The 22,398-nt window shown below is 62.3% G+C and carries 16 protein-coding genes; 4 read left to right on the top strand and 12 right to left on the bottom strand.

The features are described from left to right. Positions 1-28: 28 nt before the first annotated feature. The 3 genes from CPH89_RS27070 (at position 29) to CPH89_RS27060 (ending at position 1,823) form a co-directional block, all read left to right on the top strand. A complete protein-coding gene (locus tag CPH89_RS27070; RefSeq protein ID WP_053256548.1) occupies positions 29-325 on the top strand; it encodes a DUF5629 family protein in 297 nt (98 codons plus the stop codon). Then, positions 312-1,487 carry a lactonase family protein gene (locus CPH89_RS27065; protein ID WP_053256547.1) on the top strand — a complete coding sequence of 392 codons (1,176 nt, stop codon included), beginning with the start codon at positions 312-314 and terminating at the stop codon, positions 1,485-1,487. Before CPH89_RS27070 ends, CPH89_RS27065 begins: the two co-directional genes overlap by 14 nt. A gap of 156 nt (positions 1,488-1,643) precedes the next feature. Continuing rightward, positions 1,644-1,823, top strand: coding sequence for a hypothetical protein (locus CPH89_RS27060; protein ID WP_053256546.1), 180 nt, complete (start codon positions 1,644-1,646; stop codon positions 1,821-1,823). Positions 1,824-1,949: 126 nt separating this feature from the next. On the opposite strand, the gene CPH89_RS27055 is transcribed toward CPH89_RS27060, so the two are convergent. From CPH89_RS27055 to CPH89_RS27005, 11 genes are all read right to left on the bottom strand, one after another. Further along, entirely contained in the window at positions 1,950-2,543 is a 594-nt protein-coding gene (locus CPH89_RS27055; RefSeq protein ID WP_053256545.1) for a glutathione S-transferase, read from the bottom strand. Then, on the bottom strand, positions 2,540-6,178 hold the full coding sequence (locus CPH89_RS27050; protein WP_053256544.1) for an AAA family ATPase: 3,639 nt from the start codon (positions 6,176-6,178) through the stop codon (positions 2,540-2,542). Before CPH89_RS27050 ends, CPH89_RS27055 begins: the two co-directional genes overlap by 4 nt. Next, positions 6,175-7,416 (bottom strand): exonuclease SbcCD subunit D C-terminal domain-containing protein, encoded by a 1,242-nt coding sequence (locus tag CPH89_RS27045; protein WP_053256543.1) that lies wholly within the window; start codon positions 7,414-7,416, stop codon positions 6,175-6,177. The genes CPH89_RS27050 and CPH89_RS27045 overlap by 4 nt, the downstream gene beginning before the upstream one ends. 173 nt (positions 7,417-7,589) lie before the next feature. After that, on the bottom strand, positions 7,590-7,889 hold the full coding sequence (locus tag CPH89_RS27040; RefSeq protein WP_171902631.1) for a DUF6124 family protein: 300 nt from the start codon (positions 7,887-7,889) through the stop codon (positions 7,590-7,592). Between the two features lie 941 nt (positions 7,890-8,830). Then, positions 8,831-10,471, bottom strand: a complete 1,641-nt coding sequence (locus CPH89_RS27035) for a BatD family protein (RefSeq protein ID WP_053255769.1) — start codon at positions 10,469-10,471, stop codon at positions 8,831-8,833. Next, positions 10,468-12,207 carry a tetratricopeptide repeat protein gene (locus tag CPH89_RS27030; RefSeq protein ID WP_053255770.1) on the bottom strand — a complete coding sequence of 580 codons (1,740 nt, stop codon included), beginning with the start codon at positions 12,205-12,207 and terminating at the stop codon, positions 10,468-10,470. Before CPH89_RS27030 ends, CPH89_RS27035 begins: the two co-directional genes overlap by 4 nt. Then, on the bottom strand, positions 12,204-13,292 hold the full coding sequence (locus tag CPH89_RS27025; RefSeq protein WP_053255771.1) for a vWA domain-containing protein: 1,089 nt from the start codon (positions 13,290-13,292) through the stop codon (positions 12,204-12,206). Before CPH89_RS27025 ends, CPH89_RS27030 begins: the two co-directional genes overlap by 4 nt. Continuing rightward, on the bottom strand, positions 13,285-13,779 hold the full coding sequence (locus CPH89_RS27020; protein WP_053255772.1) for a DUF4381 domain-containing protein: 495 nt from the start codon (positions 13,777-13,779) through the stop codon (positions 13,285-13,287). Before CPH89_RS27020 ends, CPH89_RS27025 begins: the two co-directional genes overlap by 8 nt. Next, positions 13,776-14,708, bottom strand: a complete 933-nt coding sequence (locus tag CPH89_RS27015; protein ID WP_049712996.1) for a DUF58 domain-containing protein — start codon at positions 14,706-14,708, stop codon at positions 13,776-13,778. The genes CPH89_RS27020 and CPH89_RS27015 overlap by 4 nt, the downstream gene beginning before the upstream one ends. A 5-nt stretch (positions 14,709-14,713) precedes the next feature. After that, positions 14,714-15,673 carry an AAA family ATPase gene (locus CPH89_RS27010; RefSeq protein WP_003174327.1) on the bottom strand — a complete coding sequence of 320 codons (960 nt, stop codon included), beginning with the start codon at positions 15,671-15,673 and terminating at the stop codon, positions 14,714-14,716. Between the two features lie 192 nt (positions 15,674-15,865). After that, a complete protein-coding gene (locus CPH89_RS27005) occupies positions 15,866-16,219 on the bottom strand; it encodes a hypothetical protein (RefSeq protein ID WP_053255773.1) in 354 nt (117 codons plus the stop codon). A gap of 491 nt (positions 16,220-16,710) precedes the next feature. Here CPH89_RS27005 and CPH89_RS27000 point away from each other — a divergent pair, with 491 nt between their 5' ends. Continuing rightward, on the top strand, positions 16,711-21,579 hold the full coding sequence (locus tag CPH89_RS27000; protein ID WP_053255774.1) for an NAD-glutamate dehydrogenase: 4,869 nt from the start codon (positions 16,711-16,713) through the stop codon (positions 21,577-21,579). 129 nt (positions 21,580-21,708) lie between these two features. Here the strand turns inward: CPH89_RS27000 and CPH89_RS26995 are convergent, their stop codons facing one another. Next, complete coding sequence (locus CPH89_RS26995) at positions 21,709-22,338, bottom strand: hypothetical protein (protein ID WP_053255775.1); 630 nt, start codon at positions 22,336-22,338, stop codon at positions 21,709-21,711. Between the last annotated feature and the right edge of the window lie 60 nt (positions 22,339-22,398).

Below are 22,398 nucleotides of genomic sequence, written 5' to 3'. Positions count from 1 at the left end.
ACGTCTTTCCTTTTGATGATTGATGGTTATGACTGCCGACACCGCTACCTTGCTCGACGCGTTTAAAAACTGCCAGATGGTCGAAATCGACGGGCTGCACACGTTCGATTTCGGCCTGGACGAGCATCAATTGCTGATCCGTTGCATGGACGGTCGTGCCGAGAAACGCTGGAGTTTCAGCCTGGAGCAAGTCAAGGCGGCGGTGTTTGATCAAACGCTGCAAAGTTGGACCCTTACCGGTGACTCGGGCGAGCATCGCCTGGTCTGCATGAACGGCGTCACCGGCAATAATAACGACGAGGATGAAGCGGATGATGATGCGTAAATTCTGGCCCCTGCTGATGGCGGGGAGTGTGGGGGCGATGTCGGTGCACGCCGCGCCGGTCGACACCTATGAACTGCTGGTGGGCAGCTACACGGCCGGCACCAGCGAAGGCATCTACCGCCTGCAATTTGACAGCCGTACGGGCCAGTTCAGTGGCAAGCCGGTGCTCGCGGCCAAGGCGGCCAACCCTTCGTGGCTGACGGTTTCCAAAGACCAGAAGCACCTGTTTGTAGTCAACGAGAACGGCCCGGGCCAGAAAGACCCGGTCGGGCGCGTCAGCAGCTACAGCATTGACCCGCACAGTCACCAGCTCACCCTGATCAACCAGGTGCAGAGCCTGGGCAATGAGCCGACCCATTCCAGCCTGGCCGCTGATGGGCGCTACCTGTTCGTCGCCAACTATTCGGTGCTGGAAGACCCGGGCGGTAGCCTGGCGGTTCTGCCGGTCGATGCCAACGGCAAGCTGTCGGCACCGGTACAACTGAGCGGGCACCCGGCGAGCCGCGTCAACCCTGAGCGCCAGGCGTCCAACCATGTGCACTCGGTGGTGTCGTCGCCGGATGGCAAGTACGTGTATGTGCAGGACTTGGGGGCAGACAAGATTTTTGCCTACCGCTACGACCCACAGGCCAACCACGAACTGCCACTCACTGCGGCTACCCCGGCCTCCGTGCCACTGCCACCGGGCAGCGGCCCACGCCACTTGCTGTTCAGCGCGGATGGCAAGCATGCCTGGCTGACCACCGAGATGAGCGCTCAGGTGGCGGTGTTTGATTACAAGGACGGCACGCTCAGCCAAACCCAGCTGGTGGATTTCGCTGCGGGGCAGCCGGTGTCCGACAAGGCGGGCGCGGCATTGCACGCCTCAAGCGACGGCAAATTCCTTTACGTGAGCAACCGCGGCACCACCAACCAGGTCCTGGTATTCAGCATTGACCCGGCCACCGCGCACCTCAAGGAGTTGCAGCGCCGTTCGGTCGAAGGTGACCATCCGCGCGAGTTCAGCCTGGACCCGAGCGGCAAGTTCCTGCTGATCGCCAACCAGAAAAGCAACGAAATCGTGGTGGTCGAACGTGACCCCAAGACCGGCCTGCTGGGTAAAACCGTGCAGAAATTGCCGATCGATGCCCCCAGCGACCTCAAGTTCCTGGTGCGTCAATAAGCCACAGGCCCCGCAGTGCGGGGCCTGACTCTTTGTATTAATTCTATTAATAGCGGCTACTGTTTCAAAGCATTTCTAAGGCTCAGCCCTCGGGCGTAAGTTTGGTTTCAAGGCCTTCACCGGCCACCTAACCAAACGAACACAAGGGTTACCGACATGAACTTCAATCTCTTCTCGATCATCGCCGCTTCCGCTGTTTCCGCCACTGTGGCATTGCCTGCCGCCGCCAGCGTGGAAGTCTCCGGCAAAAAAACCAGCAGCAGCGCCTACACCCAGAAGTACCTGCAACAAAGCGCCAACTTCTACGCTGCACTGGATCACAAGATTCAACACTGAGCTTGAGCTGAGCGACGGTCAAATGTGGGAGCTGGCTTGCCTGCGATGAAATCAACTCGGTGTATCAGTTGGACCGAGTTGTCGGCATCGCAGGCAAGCCAGCTCCCACATTTGATTGTGTTGGGCTCAGGGTTTTGCCATCACCGCAATAAACAGCGGCGACTCCAGAAAGCGCTGTAGCCAGGCTTGTAACTGGCGATATGGCGTCCCGGCAAACCACTCGCGATCCACATGGGCAAACTGGCGCACAAACGGCGCCAGTGCCACATCGGCCAGGCTCAACTGCTCGGCCAGCAAGTAGTCATTTTCCGCCAACAAACCTTCCAGCGTCTGCAAAAACACCTCCCCCTCGGCCCGGTAATGTTCCATCGGCTGCTCCGGGTAGCGTTCGGCGTACTTGTATCGATTCAAGTGATGTTTGAACACCTGATCGTTCTCGGTAATCAGGTCCAGCACCCTCGGGTCGCCCTGGAGCAACCAGTCATCCGGATCATGCTGCGCCAACGCCCATTGCATGATTTCCAGACTTTCCTCGATCACCCGGCCACCCACGCTGAGAACCGGCACCGTGCCCTTGGGTGACAGCGCGAGCATCTCGGCCGGCTTGGCCTTGAGGCTTACCTCGACGATCTGCACAGGCACGCACGAGTATCGCAACGCCAGGCGCGCCCGCATCGCATACGGGCAGCGCCGAAACGAATACAGCAGCGCCTCGCTCACTTGACCTCCAGGGTGCTCAAACCATTGCCCTGGCGCTTGACCTGGATCTGCACCGGGATGCGTTCGTGCATTTCCTGCACGTGGGAGATCACCGCCACCTTGCGGCCCTGGGCCTGCAGGCCGTCCAAGGCGTCCATCGCCAATTGCAGCGACTCGGGGTCGAGGCTGCCAAAGCCCTCGTCGATAAACAGCGACTCGATTTTCAGCGTGCTCGACGCCATCGACGCCAGGCCCAACGCCAGCGCCAGCGACACCAGGAACGTTTCGCCACCCGACAACGAGTGCACCGAGCGCAATTCATCGCCCATCTCGGTGTCCATCACCAGCAAGCCGAGCATGCTGCCGCCACGCTTGAGCCGGTAACGGCGCACCAGCTGGCGCAGTTGCACGTTGGCGTGGTGCACCAGCAGGTCGAGGTTGTAGGCCTGGGCGATCTTGCGGAAGGTGTCGCCGGTGGCCGAACCGATCAGCGCATTCAGGCGTGCCCAGCGCTGCCACTCGTCATAGGCCTTGGCGATGTGCTCGGCCAGTACATGGTTGGCCTCCTGGCGGCGCTGGTCTTCGGACTGGCGCGCACGCAATTCCGCGCAGGTTTTTTCAGCGTCAGCCAATTGCTGATTGAGCGCAGCCAGGGCGGCGTCCAGTTGTTCGGCTGCCAGGTTGCCATTGTGCAACGCCTGGTGTTCGGCCAGGCGTTGCTCGCGCTCCTGCAGCAGCACCTTGGCTTGTTCGACGGCTTTTTCGCTGTGCTGCACCTGCTGGCGCAATGCGTTGACGTGGCTGTCATCAAAGGCCAGCAAGCGCGTGAGCCCGTCGTCATGCAGTTCCGGGTGCAAGGCACGCCATTCGCTCAGGCGTTCGCCCAGGGTGTGTTGCTCGGCGGCCAACGCCTGTTGGCGATCCTGCTGCGCCTTGAGGTCGGCAGCCAATTGAATCAGGGCGTTGCGGGTCTCTTGCAACTGGTGGTTGGCGTCGGTCTCGCTCTGGCGTGACTGGGCCACCGCTTGGTCCAGTTGCTGTTGCCACTGTTCGGCACTGCTGTGCTCGCCGAGCAGCGCGCGGAGCGTGTCCTGGGCGGCCTGTTGCCGAGCAGACAGCTCGGTGACCTGCTGGAGCAAGGCGTCCAGTTGCTGCTGGCGATGCTGCTGATGGGTGTGTTCTTTCTCGATGGCCTGCTGGCGCTCGTGCTGCTCGGCCAGTTCATCGCGCTGGTGGCCCAGTTGCTCAAGGCGTTGGCTGACGTGCTGGTCCAACTGCATAAACGTCGCCGCCGGTTCGCGACGCAGACCTTCGAGGGTTTCCGCAGGCAACAGGCTGGCGAAGGCATGGAGTTCTTCGTCGAGGCGTTCGCGGTCGTTGGACAGCTCGCGCTGCTGGTCCACCAGCAACTGGCGGGCTTGCTGGCTCGCGTCCTGGGCGGCTTGCAGTTGTTGCTGCAAGCGCCCGGCATTTTGCTGAAGGTTGAGCAGGGCGCCCTGGCGTTGTTCGTCCTGGCTGATACTTTGCGTCAGTTGCGCCAGTTGCTGGGCCAGCCAAGTGCTGCGTTTGGCGGCATCCTGATTGAACAACGAAGCGGCCAATGGGTGCGCTTGCAGGCTGGGTGTCAGGCCGTGTTGCTGGGTCGCCAGCAGCTCCTGCTGCTGCAGGAACTCTTTTTGCTGGGCAATCAGGCCGCCGACTTCGCCACGCAGCTCGGTGAGTTTTTCCTTGAGCGTGTCGACCGCTTTCTGCGCTGTCGCTTCTTCGTTTTCATCATGGCGGCCGAGGCTGTGCAGCAACGCTTCGGGCTGGTGATACGGGTGCTCATGGCTGCCGCACACCGGGCACGGTTGGTCATCCTGTAACTGCGCGCGCAACTCTTCGACGCTGGCACTGCGGGCCAGGCGCTGGCGTTCCAGCAGTTGCTTGGTCACCGTCAGGGTCTGTTCGGCCACCGTCAGTTCGGCCTTGGCCTGCAGGCCGATCTGGTTCAGGTGTTCGCGTTGCTGTTGGGCGTGCGCGAGCTTTTGCGTCAATGCAGCCGCCTGTTGGTCCAGCTGTTGCTGGCTGTCCCACAGGCGAGTGAGGTCTTCGAAGGCGCGCTGTTGCTTGCGGTTGTCTTGCAACAGGCTGGCGAGTAATTGAATCTGCTCGGCGACCGCCTGCGGCTCGGCACCGGCTTCCTGGTACAGCAGGTCCAGCGCGTCGCGTTGCTGGGCGAATGTTTCGGCAGCGCTGCTGGCGCGCTGTTCGAGTTGCGGCAGCTCGCTCTGGCCCTTGTTGAGGCGGTTGCCGATCAGCATCAGCTGTTGCAGGCGGTCGCGGTAGGCGCTCCAGGCGTCGCTCAACGGTGCCAGCGCGGCACTGCGCTCAAGCTCGGCCGCCAGGCGTTGCAGGCGCCCGGCCACTTGGGTTTGCTTCTCCTGCAACCCCGTGAGCAAGGCCTGGCCTTCCTGGCAGGCGCTTTCCTGTTGCTGTTTGTCGTCGCTGCGCTTGGCCAGGTCTTGGGTCAGGTGGGCGAGGGTGCTTTGTTGTTCGAACGCCTGACGCAACAAGGGCACGGCGTCGGCCTGCTGTTTCAGGGCGTCAGCCAAGGCGGCCTGGGCGGCGGACTGCTGCTGTTGCGCCTGCTCCTGACGCGCTTGCAGCGCGGTCTGCTGCTCAAGGTGCTGCTGAATCTGCACGGCGAGCGGCGCCAGCAACGTGGCGAGTTCAGCCTGGCGCGCAAACTGATGGCGCTGCGGTGCCAATTGCTCCAGGCGGCTCAGGTCCTGACGCTGTTGGCCCTGGCCTGCCCAATCCGCTTGCGCTCGTTGCAATTGCTCAGTTGCATCTTGTTGGCGCTCCTGCCACTCGCGCAACTCCTTGAGCCAGGTGTGCTGCAACTCCAACTGCTTGAGCTGGGCCTGTTGGGTCTTGAGCTGTTGCTGAGCCTCGGCCAACTGCTGGTCGAGTTCGGCGCGGGCTTCGGCGGGCAACGGCACCACGCCGGTCGCCTGGTCTTGCAGCTGTTTATGCGCGTCCTTGGCCTCCTTGGCCTTGTCGAAGGCGCGGCGGCCGAGCTGGGTGTAGAGCGCGGTGTCAGTGAGCTTTTCGAGCAGCTCGCTGCGCTCGTTATCGTTGGCCTTGAGGAAGGCACTGAATTCGCTCTGCGCCAGCAACACTGCACGGGTGAACTGTTCGAAATTCAGGCCCAGGGCCAGTTCCAGCTGGGTTTTGTATTCGGTCTTCTGGCTGGCCAGCAGTTGGTCGCTGTCGAGGTCGATCAGGCTCTGTCGGCTGTTCTGCAACTTGCCGCTGGCCTTGTCACGGGCGCGGTTGGCTTCCCAGCGCGCGCGGTAGCGACGGCCGCTGACGCCGACAAAATCCACCTCGGCATACCCACCGCCGGTGCCGCGCCGCAGCAGGGTGCGCGGGTCGCCGATGGAAATGTCGCTGTCGGCATCCGGCATTTTCGCCTGGCCGGTATCGCCAAGGCGCGGCACCGCGCCAAACAGCGCCAGGCACAAGGCATCCAGCAAGGTACTTTTGCCTGCGCCGGTCGGCCCGGTGATGGCGAACAACCCGGCGCTGGCCAAGGGCTCGGCGGTAAAGTCGATTTCAAACGGGCCCGCCAGTGAGGCGAGGTTTTTCAGGCGGATGGCGAGGATCTTCATGGCTGTTCGCCCTCCTGTTGCACTTCCTGGAGCAGCACGGCGAAGTCCTTCAAGGTTTGTTCATCCACTTCGCTGCCGTAGCTGTCCTGCCAGGCGCGGCTGAACAGTTCCTGGGGCGTGAGCTGGTCGAGTTCGATCAGGCGCTCGTCGTCAGTCTCGTCGCTGCCGCGTTTGCCGGCATATTCGGCGGCAATGCGCACCAGGCGAACGGCCTTGCCTTGCAAGGCGGTCTCGATTTGCTGGCGCAGGTCCGGTTGCGGCTCGTCGAGGCGCACGCGCACTTCCAGCCACGGGTGGCGCTGGGTTTCGGCGAGCAGGTCGATGTCGGGCAGGTCCGCCAATTGCTTGAGGATATCTGCCAGCGGCGCGGCTTCCAGGCGTTGCAGGTTGACCGAACGCGGAATCAGGCGTGGCTCGACACTCACCAGGCATTGGCCCTGAAAGGTCACATCGAGAATTTGGTGCTTGTAGCCGATTTCGGAAAACGACAAGGGAATCGGCGAGCCACTGTAGCGAATCCGTTCCTCACCATTCACCCGTTGCGGCTTGTGCAAATGGCCGAGGGCCACATAACTCACGCTGGCATCAAACAGGCTGGCGGGCAGCGCTTCGGCATTGCCGATGATCAGGCTGCGTTCGGAGTCTTCCGACACCGAACCACCCGCCATGTGGGCATGGCTGATGGTAATCAGCGCCTGGCCTTTTTTGCGTTTGGCATTGGCGGCGGCGATCAGCCATTCGTGCACCTGGCCAATGCCGCGCAAGTAATCATCGCCCAGGTGTGCGCCAGTGACTTCCGCCGGGCGCAAGAACGGCAGCGCCAGGCACCAGGCGGCGATCTTGCCTTTGGCGTCAGGCAGCGGGATCAGTAAACGCTCGGCATCCAGTTGGCCGTCATCCAGCCACAGCACTCGCCCCAGGGCATGCGTGCGCAAACGGCGCATCAACGGCGCCGGCAATTCGATACGCGAGCCGGAGTCGTGGTTGCCGGCGATCATCACAATCGTGAGTTTAGGGTTTTGTTCGTGGGCGCTGATGATGAAGTCATACAGGCGCTCCTGGGCCTTGAGCGGCGGGTTGACCGTGTCGAAGATATCCCCGGCGATCAGCAACACATCCGGCTGCTCGGCTTTTAATTGACCCAGCAGCCACTCGAGAAAACAGGCGTGTTCGAAGTCGCGTTCCTGGCCATGCAGGTTTTGGCCGAGGTGCCAGTCGGAGGTGTGGAACAGACGCAAGGCGAACTCCGTGGAGAAGATGAAAAGGAGGGGAGTTTACCTGTAAAAGCCCACACCGTGCCCGCGGCTGACCCAGATCAACTGTGGGAGCTGGCTTGCCTGCGATGGCATCACCTCGGTGTGACAGAAAGACCGAGGTGTCTGTATCGCAGGCAAGCCAGCGCCAACAGGGGTCATGCGGCGTGCAGGCAGTTCAGGGCGCGGTCGGCGAGGGCTCTGGCGCTGTTGATCAGGTGCTCGGTGGCGCCGGCGATGTGGCGTTGATCGCCGTTCAATCCTTGGCTGGAGACGGCTGCGGTGGCGGCTGCACAGCGTAGCAAGTCGCAGATTTGGGCGAGGGCGTCTTCGAAGCTGAGGTCGTGGTGCACGGTGAAGGACGGCGTTGAGTCGGGTTGTAGGTAGTGGCTCAGGGCGCGTTCGAAGATTTCTCGGTCGAGGGTGAAGCGGGGTGGGTCTGGGACGATTTTTTTCATGAATGATTTACCTACTGGGTTGGGCGCCTTTCTTTTGCCGATCTCACACGTCAAAAGGGTGGCAGCTATGTACGGGGTGAGATACCGGAACCAGTAGGTAGGAGCACCCGGCCAGACCGAAGTCTGCCCGCACACAGCCGCCATAGAGCATATTGCTCGTGGCGCCTAAAGGTTCACGGGATCTCACACCCGATCGCTGATATGCAGCGACGGAGCGAAGGCTAGCCAGTGGACTGAGCAGGCGCAAGGCCAAAGGATTGTCTAGGAAACTTCCCGCAAATTAAAGGGATATGGATTGCTGGCCTTTAACAATGCATGTCGATCAGGCGTTTAGGTAGATATGAGTACATATCCGTTGCTGCGGTAACGGCGGCTTAGGGTTCCGCTCTTACAGCGGGTCACTTTTTTACAAACGCCTAAAAAAGTAACCAAAAAACGCTTTGCCCCACCACTCGGTGCCTCGCCTAGGCTCGGCATGCCCTCACTCCGGCTTGAATCCGTGGGCCGCCGCAATGGGCCATCCCTGGCCCATTGCGGCTAACCCGGCGTCCTGCCGGGTTACCCACGGATTCAAGCCTGCGTTCGGCCAGCGTGGTTAACGGGGCCTGTCAGATCAAGATCAACAGCAGATCAAAAGCAGAGCACGGCGGCCTGACAGCCGACCTGAGTGGATGAAGCAAAAGCGGGGCAAAAGCACAGCAACAGCACTTTTACCGGATGAAATGAGTTCCAAATGTGGGAGCGGGCTTGCTCGCGAAAGCGGTGGGTCAGTCGGCTTATTTGTAACTGACCCACCGCTTTCGCGAGCAAGCCCGCTCCCACAATTTGACCGAGTTCAACTGCCAGGCCGTGGCGCTGTGCTTTTCTGTGGGAGCGGGCAAGCCCGGCTTCCAGACAAGCTCGCGCCCATAGAGGTTCTTTGGTGTGAGGCAGCCCGAGCGTTACTTGGGATACAAAGGCGGCAAGCTGGTGGTATCCGTCGCCGGGTCTTGTTCGCGTTCAGCGGTGGGAATGGCTTTTATCGCGCGCCATAGGTCTTCGCCCAGCCAATATTGGCCGCTCTCGCTGTACAGCGCGCCGTTCAGTCCATCCAGCGCATCTGACAACGGTACAAACCGCGCGGCCATATCCGCCAGGGTTTCCGGTTGTTGCCGCGCCCAGGCGTCGAGGGCCTGGCGTGTGGCTTGCGGGTCGTTGGCCTGGGTGGCGCGCTTGAGGTCGTCGAGCAGTGTGCGTGGGCTTGGGCCGGTTTGCGCGGCACGTTGCACCGCCGGTTGCCGACGTGCACGCCACCACAGGCCGAAACCCAGCAGTGTGGTGCACACAAAGATCAGGGTGCTCAGTTGCCACAGCCACAGGCGGTCGTCGTCCGGCGCAGTGATCACCGTCGGCGTGGCAGGGGTGTCCACCACCAGGCTAGGGTTGGTCGCCACTTGCAGGGTGCGCGCGGGCAGGCTGGTGCGTTCGAGGTGGTCCTCGTGGGTGTTCCACCACACCACTTCCACGGCCGGCAGTTCCATGGCGCCGGCGCGGGTCGGCACCAGGGCTTCGCGGTCTTCGCGGCTGCCTGTCAGGCCGTGGTCGTTGCTCTGGTTGGCGAGCACCGGTTGGTCGGGGTAGCGGCGCAGGCCGTTGATGTCGGTGCTGGGCAGCGCCGGCAGTTGCGCGCTGGAAAGGCCCTCGGCCTTGACCGTGAGGCTGCGGGTCAGGGAGTCGCCGACTTGCACGTGATCAGGCTCGGGGTTCCAGGCTTCGCTCAGGCTCAGGCTGCGCGCAGGCAACCACGGCGCATCGGCGGGGTAGAACTCCGGCTTGGGTTTGACCGTCAATGGCAACTCGGCCGAACTGACATGAATCAACTTGCCCGGCTTGGTGCCTTGCAGCGTGTTCTCTTGAGGCGGGCGCGACTCCACCAGGGTCGCACTGAAAGTCTGTGCCGGAATCATCAACGCGCCGCTGTGCTGCGGGTAGATCGCGTAGCGGGTTTCGATCACGCCATGGCGAATGCTGTTGATGACTTTCTCGTAGGTGCGCGACTCGCCCAACTGCTCGATGCGTGCATCGGGAATCTGCAGCGGGGTCAGGCTGCTATCGTCATACAGCGACACCGAATGATAAACGCGCACCGTCAACAGGGCCTGGGCCTGCACGTACACAGTGCTTTGGTCGAGGTTGGTTTCGATGAACACCGGGGCCAGTTCGGCGCTGGTGTTCTGGCTGGCGGTTTCGACCACTTGCAGGCTGATCGGCTGGGTCTTGAGCTCACCGACTTGCAGCGGCGGAATCACCACGGTGCCGTTTTCCTTGGGCAGCAGGGTGATGATCCAGCGCGTGGTGGCGTGGTTATCGCCGCCCAGGGTGGTGAGTTGGTTGATCTGGCGGGTGCCGCTGACTTCGAACTGTGCGTCGAGGGGCGACAGGTCGGGTTTGCCGAATTGGGTGACGTCGCTGGACTCCACCGTCAGTTCCACCGTTTCCCCGGAATTGACACGGCTGCGGTCGACGCTGGCGACGAGGTTCGCCGCCTGGGCGTGGCCTGCCGACAGCGCGAGCAGGAGCAGAAGGGTGGTGCGGCGGCTCATCGAGTCTTGTCCTGATGTTGTTGCTGTTCGTACCAGAATTTGCGGCGCAGCAGTTCGCCGGGGTTGTCCGGGATCTCCTGCAACCATTGCTCCAGAGCCTGACGGTGCTCGCCGTCGATGCTGGCATCGGCAGGGCGCAAGGGCGGGGTGGTGGTTTGCTCATCCCCTAACTCGCTGCCCGGTACGTCGTTGCCGCCGGCCTTGGGTGCAGTGCCCGGCGGGGTCTCGCCGGTGCCGGTTTCACCCTGGTGTTGGGGCGATTGCTCGCCACCTGTGGCACTTTGCCCGGCGTTGCCCGGTTGCGCAGTTTGGCCGGGTTGGGTGGTTTCGTCATCTTCGTTTTTTGCCGGCTTGGTCGGTTCGGGCTGTGCCTGTTGCTGCATCAGGCTTTCCACCAAGGCTTTGTTTTTCAGCGCCGGTTGCAGGTCAGGCTGGGCTTCCAGCGCCTGTTCGTAGGCGTCGATGGCCGCTTCCAGTTCGCCGGATTTGGCCAGGGCATTACCCCGATTGTAGTGGGCGTAGGCGTCATTGCCTTGGGCAAAACGCTTGATGGCCTCGGCATAGTTACCGGCCTCGTACAGCGCGACGCCTTGCCATTGCGGGTCCTCGAAGCGCTCGGCCGCTTCGGCGGGGCGCTTGTGCTTGAGCAGGTACTGGCCCTGCTGGTCGGGGCGCAGCCACAGGTCCTGAAGTTCAAAGGCGTAACTCGGTTGCGGCGCCCCCAGTAACAGCAAAGGCAAGCAAAACAGCCAGCCACGGCGCCCGGCGCAGGCGGCGAGCAGTAACAGCGGCAGGAGCAGCCAGTAACCCTGGTCGGCCCAGGCGTCGAGGTGCAGCAGTTGGCCATCGTTGCGCAGGGTTTGCGGGCCGTCGAGCAGGTTGAGTTGACGCAGGTCTTTGTCGTCCAGGCGTGCGGCGCGGTAACGGCCGCCCATTTCAGTGGCGAAGGCCTTGAGGGTCGGGCTGTCGAGGCGCGGCACCAGAATCGCGCCTTGGTCATCCTTGAGGAACTCGCCGCTTTCCTGTGTCACCGGTGTGCCTTCGCGGCTGCCGATGCCGAGGATCGACAGCGTCGGCGCCTGCGCACCTTGCAACTGCAGCCGAATGCCTTGGCGTTCCTGTTTCGACAGCGATGAGCCCACCAGCAGCAGGCGGCCCTGACCGAGGCCGCCCTGCTTGAGCAAACCCAGCGCCTTTGCCACTGCCAGGTCGGCGCGATGGCCGGGCTCGGGCATGATTGAAGGGCGCAAGGCTTCGAGCAGGTTACGGCTGGTGGCCAGGTCATCCGACAGCGGCACCAGGGTGTGGGCGCTGCCGGCATACACGACGATTGCGGTCGGCGCATTGTCGCGGGCTTGCAGCAAGTCATACAGCTTGCGCCGCGCTTGCTCCAGGCGATTGGGCGGGCTGTCGGTGGCGAGCATTTCCGGGGTCAATTCCAGCAACACCACGACCGGGTCGGAGGGTTTTTGGCTGGACTGTTCAACCCGTTGCCAGCTGGGCCCCAGCAACGCCAGCACAGCCAGTAGCCAGCCGACACCCAGCAGCACCCACGGCGATTTGCTTTCGCGACCGCTGCCACCACTGAGCAGCACCGCATGAAAGGCCGGTGGCAGGATCATCTGCCAACGCCCGGCGCGTTTTTGCCGGTGCCACAGTTGCCACAGCAGCCAGCCGAGCAGCGGCAGCAGCAATAGCCACCAGGGGCGGAACCAATGCGGCCAGAGGTCGATCATCGACGCCTCCGCAAACGCAGGCGTTTAAGGCGTTGGCGCCATTCGGGGTGCTGTTGCAGGAAAATGCCCTTGGTCGAGAGTTTATTGAAAAAGCGTTGCAGCGCGTTGTTGGGCCAGCGTTCCTGGACCACCAGCAACAGGCTCAGGATCAAGGCCAGGGCCAAGGGTGCACTGTAAAGCGCCTGGGACGGGCGGGCTTGTGTCGGTTGTTGGGCGACGGGCTCTAGCTGGTCGAGGGTGTCCTTGATTTTTTGCAGTTCGTCGCCGTCACGGGCGCGGAAGTAGCGGCCACCGGTCGCATCGGCAATCGCTTTCAGCGCGGGTTCGTCGAGGTCCAGGCTCGGGTTGACGCCCAGAATGCCCAGGGAGCCGGTTTGCTCGGGGTCGGCGCCAATGCCGATGGGGTAGATTTTCACGCCTTCTTCAGCGGCCAGGCGCGCGGCGGTCAACGGGTCGATTTGCCCGGCGTTGTTGGCGCCATCGGTGACCAGGATCAGCACGCGGCTTTGCGCCGGGCGCTGGCGCAGGCGTTTCAAGGCCAGGCCAATCGCATCACCAATGGCGGTGTTTTTGCCGGCGATGCCGATGCGCGCTTCGTCCAGCCAGGCGCGCACGGTGCGCCGGTCGAAGGTCAGCGGCGCTTGCAGGTAGGCCTGGCTGCCAAACAGGATCAGGCCGACGCGGTCACCTTCACGGCTTTCCAGGAAGTCGCCGAGCAGGTGTTGGACCAGGCTCAAGCGGCTGACCTCATCGTCTTGCCAGTGCATATCCGGGAAGTCCATGGAGCCGGACACGTCGACCGCCACCAGCAGGTCGCGGCCGCTGGCGGCAATCGGCAGGGGTTCGCCGAGCCATTCCGGGCGGGCGGCGGCGCTCAGCAGCAGCAGCCACAGCACCACGAAGGGCGCTTGCTGGCGCCAGCCCGGCAGGTTGACGCGCGCGCGACGGCGGGCCAGGCCTTCGAGGTCGGCCAGGTAGCTGACTTTCAAGGCGGGCTCGCCGCTGTCGGCCACGGGCAGGATCAGCCGCATCAGCCAGGGCAATGGCAACAGGGCAAAGATCCACGGCCAGGCGAACTCAAACATGTTTGCGAATCCAGGTGTCGACGGCTTGGGTCAGGCCGGCGATGGCCTTGTCGTCGAGTTTGCATTCGGGTTTGTAGGCGCCTTCCACCAGCACCATCCAGCGGGTCAGGCCGGCAGCAGGGCAGCGGTTGTCGAGGAACGCCAGCCATTTGCGGCCGTTGAGGGTGTGGCTCTTGCTGTAAGGGTAGTCGTTGCGGCACAGGCGCTTGAGCAAACCGTTGAGCTGTTGCAGCCAGGCGCCGGCGGGGGCTCCGTCGTAGGGTTTGGGCATGAGCGCCAGTTCTGCCAGGGCGGTGATGCGCAGCGGGTCCAGCGGTTGTTCGGCACGCGCCACCGGGCGGCGCGCAGGCAGGAAACGGCGCAGCCACCACAGCCCCCAGGCGCAGAGCGGAATCACCAGCAGCAACAGCCACCAGCCCGGCGCAGGAGGCCAGAAACCAATGGCCGGAGGGGCGATCAGGGGTTGCAGTTGGTCGAGGCTGCTCATTGCTTTTTAACCGGGCGTTGCGGGTTGAGGTATTCGCGCAGCTGCTCGACCATTTCGCTCTGGGTGCTCAAGGGCATCAATAGAATCCGCAGCTTCTGTGCGAGCAGTTCCCAGCGGGCGATGCGCGCTTCGGCCTGGGCCTTGTAAGCCTGGCGTAAGTCAAAGTTAAGCGTGTCCAGCTCCAACTGCGCGCCGCGCTCGGCAAAGCGCAACAACCCCGCAGCGGGCAGGGCGTGGTCCAGCGGGTCGGAGATCGGCAGCAACAACAGGTCGCAATGCCGTGACAGCAGGCTCAGCTGCTGTTCGGCACCTTCGGTGAGCGCGCGTTCATCGCAGATCACAATCACCAGGCTGCCCGGGCGCAACACTTCGCGACCACGCCGCAAGGCCATGCCGAGGGCGTCGGCTTCGGGGCGGCTTTCGGTGTTGAGGCTCTGATTGACCCGCACCAGGCGGTTAAGCAGTTGCAACAGGCTTTGTTTGCTGCGTCGGGGCTTGATTTCGTAGTGTTCGCTGTCGCCGAATACCAGCCCACCAACGCGGTCGTTATGCCCCAGAGCTGCCCAGCCGATCAGGCTGGCGGCTTGCGCGGCCAGTACCGACTTGAACATCTGGCCAGAGCCGAAAAACAGCCGGCAGCTTTGCTCGACCATGATGAAAATCGGCCGCTCGCGTTCTTCGTGGAACAGTTTGGTGTGCGGTTCCTGGGTACGCGCCGTCACACGCCAGTCTATGGTGCGCACATCGTCCCCGGCCTGGTACACGCGCACCTGGTCAAAATCCACGCCACGCCCACGTAACTTGGAGTGGTGCAGGCCGATCAAAGGGCTGCGCTGGCTCGGCGTGGAAAACAACTGCACTTCGCGCACACGGTGGCGCATCTCAATCAATTCGCTGAGTGTGACGCGGATTCCATCGCTGGCGTTCATGGGTTTCAAGCGACGGCAACGACGTCGAGAATGCGTTGCACCACGCGGTCCTGGTCAATGCCGGCCGCTTCGGCTTCGAACGACAAGATGATGCGGTGGCGCAGCACGTCGAACAGCACGGCCTGGATATCTTCCGGGCTGACGAAATCGCGGCCGGCCAGCCAGGCGTGGGCGCGGGCGCAGCGGTCCAGGGCGATAGAACCGCGCGGGCTGGCGCCGTAGGCGATCCACTCGGCCATTTCCGGGTCGAACTTGGCCGGCGTGCGCGTGGCCATCACCAGTTGCACCAGGTATTCCTCCACCGCATCGGCCATGTACAGGCCGAGGATTTCTTTGCGCGCGGCGAAAATCGCCTGCTGACTGACGCGGCGTTCGGGCTTGGTTTCACCGTTGAGCGCTTCGCCTCGGGCTTGTTGCAGGATGCGGCGCTCTACCGCTGCATCCGGGAAGCCGATCTTGACGTGCATCAGGAAGCGGTCGAGCTGGGCTTCGGGCAAGGGGTAGGTGCCTTCCTGCTCGATAGGGTTTTGCGTGGCCATCACCAGAAACAGCGGCGACAAGTCGTAGGTGCTGCGCCCGACGCTGACCTGACGCTCGGCCATGGCTTCGAGCAATGCCGACTGGACCTTGGCCGGCGCCCGGTTGATTTCGTCGGCCAGCACCAGGTTGTGGAAAATCGGCCCCTGCTGGAACACAAAGCTGCCGGTTTCCGGGCGATAGATCTCGGTGCCGGTGATGTCGGCAGGCAGCAGGTCGGGGGTGAACTGGATGCGATGGAACTGCGCCTCGATGCCTTCGGCCAACTCTTTGATGGCTTTGGTTTTGGCCAGGCCTGGTGCGCCTTCGACCAGCATATGGCCGTCGGCAAGCAGGGCGATCAGCAGGCGATCGATGAGTTTTTCCTGGCCGAGAATCTGCGTAGAAAGAAAGGTTCGCAGCGCGAGCAGCGCTTCACGATGTTCCATCGATGACGGTTCCTGGAGAGGTGAGCCTGGGCGTCGAGAAAAAACGCCGGGCCTGGGGCGCCTACTTTAATGCATCGAGGGGGGTGGCGACTAACGGCGTGACGGGTATTTTTGGCAAATCTTGTAGGAAATTTGTATGGGAACACGCTCAATGTGGGAGGGCCCCCTCCCACATTTGATCGTGGGTGCAGCTTAGATTCGGGCGAACGTACCCGTGCCCTTGAGGATGTTCTGCAAGGTTTCCTCAACTTCAGCCAAATCCGCCGCGGCGGTGCTGTGGATGATCTGCAACTGATCCTCGCCGCCCAGCGCGTCGGCATCGCCCGCCGCCAGTTCAATCAGCAACGTCGTGTCGCTCAGCGTGACCTTCAGCCCGTCCAGGGTCGACGGCTCGTAATCCCAGGTCAGTTCGACTTCATCTTCGTCCGGGTAACGGGTGAGCATGAACATCTCGCCGTTTTTACCGTGGCAGCACAGCATGGCCATGTTGTCTTCTTCGTCGTCGCACGGGGTGGCCATCAGCGCGTCGGTGTTCAGTTGCAGCATGGGAAATCCTGTTTGGGGGAGGGCGCAGCGGGGCAATTGTGCCATTGCGGCGAATTTTGTGCTGCATTCTGTGTCAGACCCAGGGTGTGACCTGACGGACTGTATCAGTCATTTTCGGTACTCGCGGGCCTGAAAATAGCCGGTTTTTCTGCGCAACAATACGGGTTGCTCAAGTCGCAACCCCAGGCCTGCGTACCGATGACCGAATATGTCGCAGCATCGCAAGCAGCCGTCTTCCTACACTCGTTAAGCTGCGCAACGGATGTGCCCTGTGCCGGGAGTCTGACCTGCCCGTCGTACCGTCGCCCAGCATGCGGCCTATCTTATGGGCGTTGTATGTGACCTCATTGTCTTGTCCAGCTTCACCCACCTGTCACCCTGATTCGTTTATGGTGCTATCAGCCGTATCGACGAACAGCGCTGACGGTCTCCCCGCAAGGGGATAACACGCGACGCTTCCATCAATAACAAGCCCAAGCGGAGTACCACAGATGGCGTTCTTCACCGCAGCCAGCAAGGCCGACTTCCAGCATCAACTGCAAGCGGCACTGGCGCAGCACATCAGTGAACAGGCACTGCCACAAGTGGCGCTGTTCGCTGAACAATTTTTCGGCATCATTTCCCTGGACGAACTGACCCAACGTCGTCTTTCCGACCTGGCTGGTTGCACCTTGTCTGCCTGGCGCCTGCTTGAGCGCTTTGATCACACCCAACCGCAAGTGCGGGTCTACAACCCCGATTACGAACGTCATGGCTGGCAGTCGACCCATACCGCCGTCGAAGTGCTGCACCATGACCTGCCCTTTCTGGTGGACTCGGTCCGTACCGAGCTGAACCGTCGCGGCTACAGCATCCACACCCTGCAGACCACCGTTCTCAGCGTGCGCCGTGGCAACAAGGGCGAGCTGCTGGAAATCCTGCCTAAGGGCACCCAGGGCGAAGGCATCCTGCAAGAATCGCTGATGTACCTGGAAATCGACCGCTGCGCCAATGCCGCCGAACTGAACGTGCTGAGCAAAGAGCTTGAGCAAGTGCTGGGCGAAGTGCGCGTGGCCGTGGCCGATTTCGAGCCGATGAAAGCCAAGGTCCAGGACCTGCTGGCCGGCATTGATGCGAGCCAGTTCAGCATCGACGGCGAAGAAAAAGCCGAGATCAAAAGCTTCCTGGAATGGCTGGTGGGCAACCACTTCACCTTCCTCGGCTATGAAGAGTTCGTGGTACGTGACGGGGCGGAGGGCGGTCATATCGAATATGACGCCAATTCCTTCCTCGGTCTGACCAAGCTGCTGCGTGCCGGCCTCACCGCCGAAGACCTGCGTATCGAAGACTACGCCGTGGCCTACCTGAACGAGCCGGTTGTGCTGTCGTTCGCCAAGGCCGCGCACCCAAGCCGCGTGCATCGCCCGGCTTATCCGGACTATGTGTCGATCCGCGAGATCAGCGCCGACGGCAAAGTCATCAAGGAACACCGCTTCATGGGCCTCTACACCTCTTCGGTGTACGGCGAAAGCGTGCGGGTGATTCCTTATATCCGCCGCAAGGTTGCGGAAATCGAACGCCGTTCGGGCTTCCAGGCCAAGGCTCACCTGGGCAAGGAACTGGCGCAAGTCGTTGAAGTGCTGCCGCGCGATGACCTGTTCCAGACCCCGGTCGACGAGCTGTTCAGCACCGTGATGTCGATCGTGCAGATCCAGGAACGCAACAAGATCCGCGTGTTCCTGCGCAAAGACCCCTACGGTCGTTTCTGCTACTGCCTGGCCTACGTGCCACGTGACATTTATTCCACCGAAGTGCGCCAGAAGATCCAGCAAGTGCTGATGGATCGCCTGAAAGCCTCGGACTGCGAGTTCTGGACCTTCTTCTCCGAATCCGTGCTGGCCCGTGTGCAACTGATTCTGCGGGTTGACCCGAAGAACCGCATCGCCATTGACCCGCTGCAACTCGAAAAAGAAGTGGTGCAGGCCTGCCGCAGCTGGCAGGACGACTACTCCAGCCTGGTCGTGGAAAGCTTCGGCGAAGCCCAAGGCACCAACGTGCTGGCGGATTTCCCGAAAGGCTTCCCCGCCGGTTACCGCGAGCGTTTTGCTGCGCATTCGGCAGTGGTCGATATGCAGCACCTGAACAGCCTGACCGAAGCCAACCCGCTGGTGATGAGCTTCTACCAACCGCTGGGTCAGGTCTCCGGCCAACGCGAGCTGCATTGCAAGCTCTACCACGCCGATACGCCGCTGGCGTTGTCGGACGTCTTGCCGATCCTGGAAAACCTCGGCCTGCGCGTGCTGGGTGAGTTCCCGTACCGCCTGCGCCATGCCAATGGCCGCGAGTTCTGGATCCATGACTTTGCGTTCATCGCCGCCGAAGGCGTGAACCTGGATATCCAGCAGCTCAACGACACCCTGCAGGACGCGTTCGTGCACATCGTTCACGGCGATGCCGAAAACGATGCGTTCAACCGCCTGGTGCTGACCGCCGGCCTGCCGTGGCGCGACGTGGCTTTGCTGCGTGCTTACGCGCGTTACCTCAAGCAGATCCGCCTGGGCTTCGACCTGGGTTACATCGCCAGCACCCTGAACAACCACACCGACATCGCCCGCGAGTTGACCCGGTTGTTCAAGACCCGCTTCTACCTGGCGCGCAAGCTCACCGCCGATGACCTGGAAGACAAGCAGCAACGTCTGGAACAAGCGATCCTCACCGCCCTGGACGACGTTCAGGTGCTCAACGAAGACCGCATCCTGCGTCGCTACCTGGACCTGATCAAGGCCACGCTGCGTACCAACTTCTACCAGACTGACGCCAACGGCCAGAACAAGTCGTACTTCAGCTTCAAGTTCGACCCGCGCGCCATTCCCGAGCTGCCCAAGCCGGTGCCGAAGTTTGAAATCTTCGTGTACTCGCCGCGTGTCGAAGGCGTGCACCTGCGCTTTGGTAACGTCGCGCGCGGCGGCCTGCGCTGGTCCGACCGTGAAGAGGATTACCGCACCGAAGTGCTCGGCCTGGTAAAAGCCCAGCAAGTGAAGAACTCAGTGATCGTGCCGGTGGGCGCCAAGGGCGGCTTCCTGCCACGACGCCTGCCATTGGGCGGCAGCCGGGACGAGATCGCGGCCGAGGGCATCGCCTGCTACCGCATCTTCATTTCCGGCCTGTTGGACATCACCGACAACCTGAAAGACGGCGCCCTGATGCCGCCGGTCAACGTGGTGCGGCATGACGACGATGACCCGTACCTGGTTGTGGCTGCGGACAAGGGCACTGCGACCTTCTCCGACATCGCCAACGGTATCGCCATCGACTACGGCTTCTGGCTGGGCGATGCGTTCGCGTCCGGTGGTTCTGCCGGTTACGACCACAAAAAAATGGGCATCACCGCCAAGGGCGCGTGGGTCGGTGTGCAGCGTCACTTCCGTGAGCGCGGCATCAACGTGCAGGAAGACAGCATCACGGTGGTGGGCGTCGGCGATATGGCCGGTGACGTGTTCGGTAACGGCCTGTTGATGTCCGACAAGCTGCAACTGGTCGCGGCCTTCAACCACTTGCACATCTTCATCGACCCGAACCCGAACCCGGCGACCAGCTTCGTCGAGCGTCAGCGCATGTTCGAGCTGCCGCGTTCGGCGTGGACCGACTACGACACCAGCATCATGTCCGAAGGCGGCGGTATCTTCTCGCGCAGCGCGAAGAGCATTGCCATCTCGCCACAGATGAAAGAACGCTTCGACATCCAGGCCGACAAGCTGACCCCGACCGAACTGCTGAATGCCTTGCTCAAGGCGCCAGTGGACCTGTTGTGGAACGGCGGCATCGGTACTTACGTCAAGGCCAGCACCGAAAGCCATGCCGACGTGGGCGACAAGGCCAACGACGCGCTGCGCGTCAACGGCAACGAGCTGCGCTGCAAGGTCGTGGGCGAGGGCGGTAACCTCGGCATGACGCAGCTGGGCCGTGTGGAATTCGGCCTCAATGGCGGCGGTTCCAACACCGACTTCATCGACAACGCCGGTGGCGTGGACTGCTCCGACCACGAAGTGAACATCAAGATCCTGCTCAACGAAGTGGTGCAGGCCGGTGACATGACCGACAAGCAGCGCAACCAGCTGCTGGCGAGCATGACCGACGAAGTCGGCAACCTGGTGTTGGGCAACAACTACAAGCAAACCCAGGCATTGTCGCTGGCCGCCCGTAAAGCCTACGAGCGCGCCGCTGAGTACAAGCGCCTGATGAGCGACCTGGAAGGCCGTGGCAAGCTGGACCGCGCCATCGAGTACCTGCCGACCGAGGAGCAGCTCTCCGAGCGCGCCGCGACCGGCAAGGGCCTGACCCGTCCGGAGCTGTCGGTGTTGATCTCCTACAGCAAGATCGACCTCAAGGAAGCACTGCTCAAGTCGCTGGTGCCGGATGACGACTACCTGACCCGTGACATGGAAACCGCGTTCCCACCGAGCCTGGTCGCCAAGTTCGGTGAGGCCATGCGTCGCCACCGCCTCAAGCGTGAGATCGTCAGCACCCAGATCGCCAACGACCTGGTGAACCACATGGGCATCACTTTCGTTCAACGACTCAAAGAGTCGACCGGCATGAGCCCGGCGAACGTAGCGGGCGCGTATGTGATTGTGCGTGACATCTTCCATCTCCCGCACTGGTTCCGTCAGATCGAAGCCCTGGACCACCAGGTCTCCGCCGACGTGCAATTGGAGCTGATGGACGAGCTGATGCGCCTGGGCCGCCGTGCTACGCGCTGGTTCCTGCGCAGCCGTCGCAACGAGCAGGACGCTGGCCGTGACACCGCGCATTTCGGTCCACACCTGGCCGCGCTGGGCCTCAAGCTCGACGAACTGCTGGAAGGCCCGACCCGCGAAGGCTGGCAGAACCGCTACCAGGCCTACACCGAAGCCGGCGTGCCGGAGTTGTTGGCGCGCATGGTTGCAGGCACGACTCACCTGTACACCTTGCTGCCGATCATCGAAGCCGCCGACGTCACCGGGCATGACGCCGCTGAAGTGGCCAAGGCCTACTTCGCCGTGGGCAGTGCCCTGGACTTGCCGTGGTACCTGCAGCAGATCAGCGATCTGCCGGTGGCCAACAACTGGCAGGCCCAGGCACGCGAAGCGTTCCGCGACGATGTGGACTGGCAGCAACGGGCGATCACCATCGCGGTCCTGCAAATGGCCGATGCGCCACAAGACATGGAAGCCCGCGTGGCCCTGTGGCTTGAGCAGCACCAGGACATGGCCGATCGCTGGCGTGCAATGATGGTGGAAATTCGTGCAGCGGTTGGCACGGACTACGCCATGTACGCGGTGGCTAACCGTGAGTTGTTGGACCTGGCATTGAGCGGCCAGTCGGTGCTCGCGCCGGCTTGATCCCGCGGTAAAACCAAAGCCCCCGTATCGTGAGATACGGGGGCTTTTTGTTGGCGGCCGATTTACCCAACACCTGGATTAATTGTGGGAGCAGGCAAGCCAGCTCCCACAGTGGTTTGCGCGCAAAAACTAGCGCGGCGTCGCGCTGGCGACACCCCGGCAAGCTCGGAGGATTTTGTTCAACCCGGTGTTGTTTTCTGGGAGTACGAACGTTGCGGTCAACGGCGCTGCACCTGCTGTGGCAGGTGCCAGCGACAGGGTCAGTGTTTGGCCCTGTGAAGCATCGCTGAGCCAGTAGGCTAATTCAGCGGGCGGAACAGCGGCGCTGAGCACAAAGAGTGTACCGATCTGGAAAGCCCCGCCGTCAGTCCAAACCCCATTTACCGGGAGTTCGATGCTTGCGCGTGTGCCGGTGGTAACACGCAACGGACCGTTTGCGCTGGCGTCTTTACCCTCAAACGGATCGCTGTCGAAACCGAGTGACTGCGGGGCGATCTGCAGCGCAAGGCTGGCCAGCGGGTTCTGCGGGTAACAGCTGATCTCCAGGCTGGCCTTGACGTGAAAGCCGCCGTAGGCGCTGACCCCGACGGTGCGTGCGGTGAGCTTCGGGCTGTCTGCGTAGGGTTGCTCGAGCAACCACACTGGGCGCGCTGGGGTGATGATCGCCGCGCCAAAACCTGACGCGTCGCCTGCCTGTGCGTCGGCATGAAGAGGTAGCGCGAAAAGGGCAGCGAACAAGGTAGAGGTGAAGGCTCGCATGGCAGTATTCATCCGTGTGTAAGGCGTTAGCTAAGGGATGAATGCATTCTGCCGCTCAGC

The sequence above is a fragment of the Pseudomonas fluorescens genome, assembly GCF_900215245.1.
Taxonomy (GTDB): domain Bacteria; phylum Pseudomonadota; class Gammaproteobacteria; order Pseudomonadales; family Pseudomonadaceae; genus Aquipseudomonas; species Aquipseudomonas fluorescens.
Note: the sequence above shows the minus strand (reverse complement) of the source record. Positions and strands in the feature narration are given on the sequence as shown.

Bases quoted from the DNA above. Each gene is read 5' to 3' on its own strand.
- CPH89_RS27010 (WP_003174327.1), bottom strand. From the start codon at position 15,673: ATGGAACATCGTGAAGCGCTGCTCGCGCTGCGAACCTTTCTTTCTACG.
- CPH89_RS27035 (WP_053255769.1), bottom strand. From the start codon at position 10,471: ATGAGCCGCCGCACCACCCTTCTGCTCCTGCTCGCGCTGTCGGCAGGC.
- CPH89_RS27020 (WP_053255772.1), bottom strand. From the start codon at position 13,779: ATGAGCAGCCTCGACCAACTGCAACCCCTGATCGCCCCTCCGGCCATT.
- CPH89_RS27050 (WP_053256544.1), bottom strand. From the start codon at position 6,178: ATGAAGATCCTCGCCATCCGCCTGAAAAACCTCGCCTCACTGGCGGGC.
- CPH89_RS27065 (WP_053256547.1), top strand. From the start codon at position 312: ATGATGATGCGTAAATTCTGGCCCCTGCTGATGGCGGGGAGTGTGGGG.
- CPH89_RS27070 (WP_053256548.1), top strand. From the start codon at position 29: ATGACTGCCGACACCGCTACCTTGCTCGACGCGTTTAAAAACTGCCAG.
- CPH89_RS27015 (WP_049712996.1), bottom strand. From the start codon at position 14,708: ATGAACGCCAGCGATGGAATCCGCGTCACACTCAGCGAATTGATTGAG.
- CPH89_RS27040 (WP_171902631.1), bottom strand. From the start codon at position 7,889: ATGAAAAAAATCGTCCCAGACCCACCCCGCTTCACCCTCGACCGAGAA.
- CPH89_RS27025 (WP_053255771.1), bottom strand. From the start codon at position 13,292: ATGTTTGAGTTCGCCTGGCCGTGGATCTTTGCCCTGTTGCCATTGCCC.
- CPH89_RS27005 (WP_053255773.1), bottom strand. From the start codon at position 16,219: ATGCTGCAACTGAACACCGACGCGCTGATGGCCACCCCGTGCGACGAC.
- CPH89_RS27030 (WP_053255770.1), bottom strand. From the start codon at position 12,207: ATGATCGACCTCTGGCCGCATTGGTTCCGCCCCTGGTGGCTATTGCTG.
- CPH89_RS26995 (WP_053255775.1), bottom strand. From the start codon at position 22,338: ATGCGAGCCTTCACCTCTACCTTGTTCGCTGCCCTTTTCGCGCTACCT.
- CPH89_RS27060 (WP_053256546.1), top strand. From the start codon at position 1,644: ATGAACTTCAATCTCTTCTCGATCATCGCCGCTTCCGCTGTTTCCGCC.
- CPH89_RS27000 (WP_053255774.1), top strand. From the start codon at position 16,711: ATGGCGTTCTTCACCGCAGCCAGCAAGGCCGACTTCCAGCATCAACTG.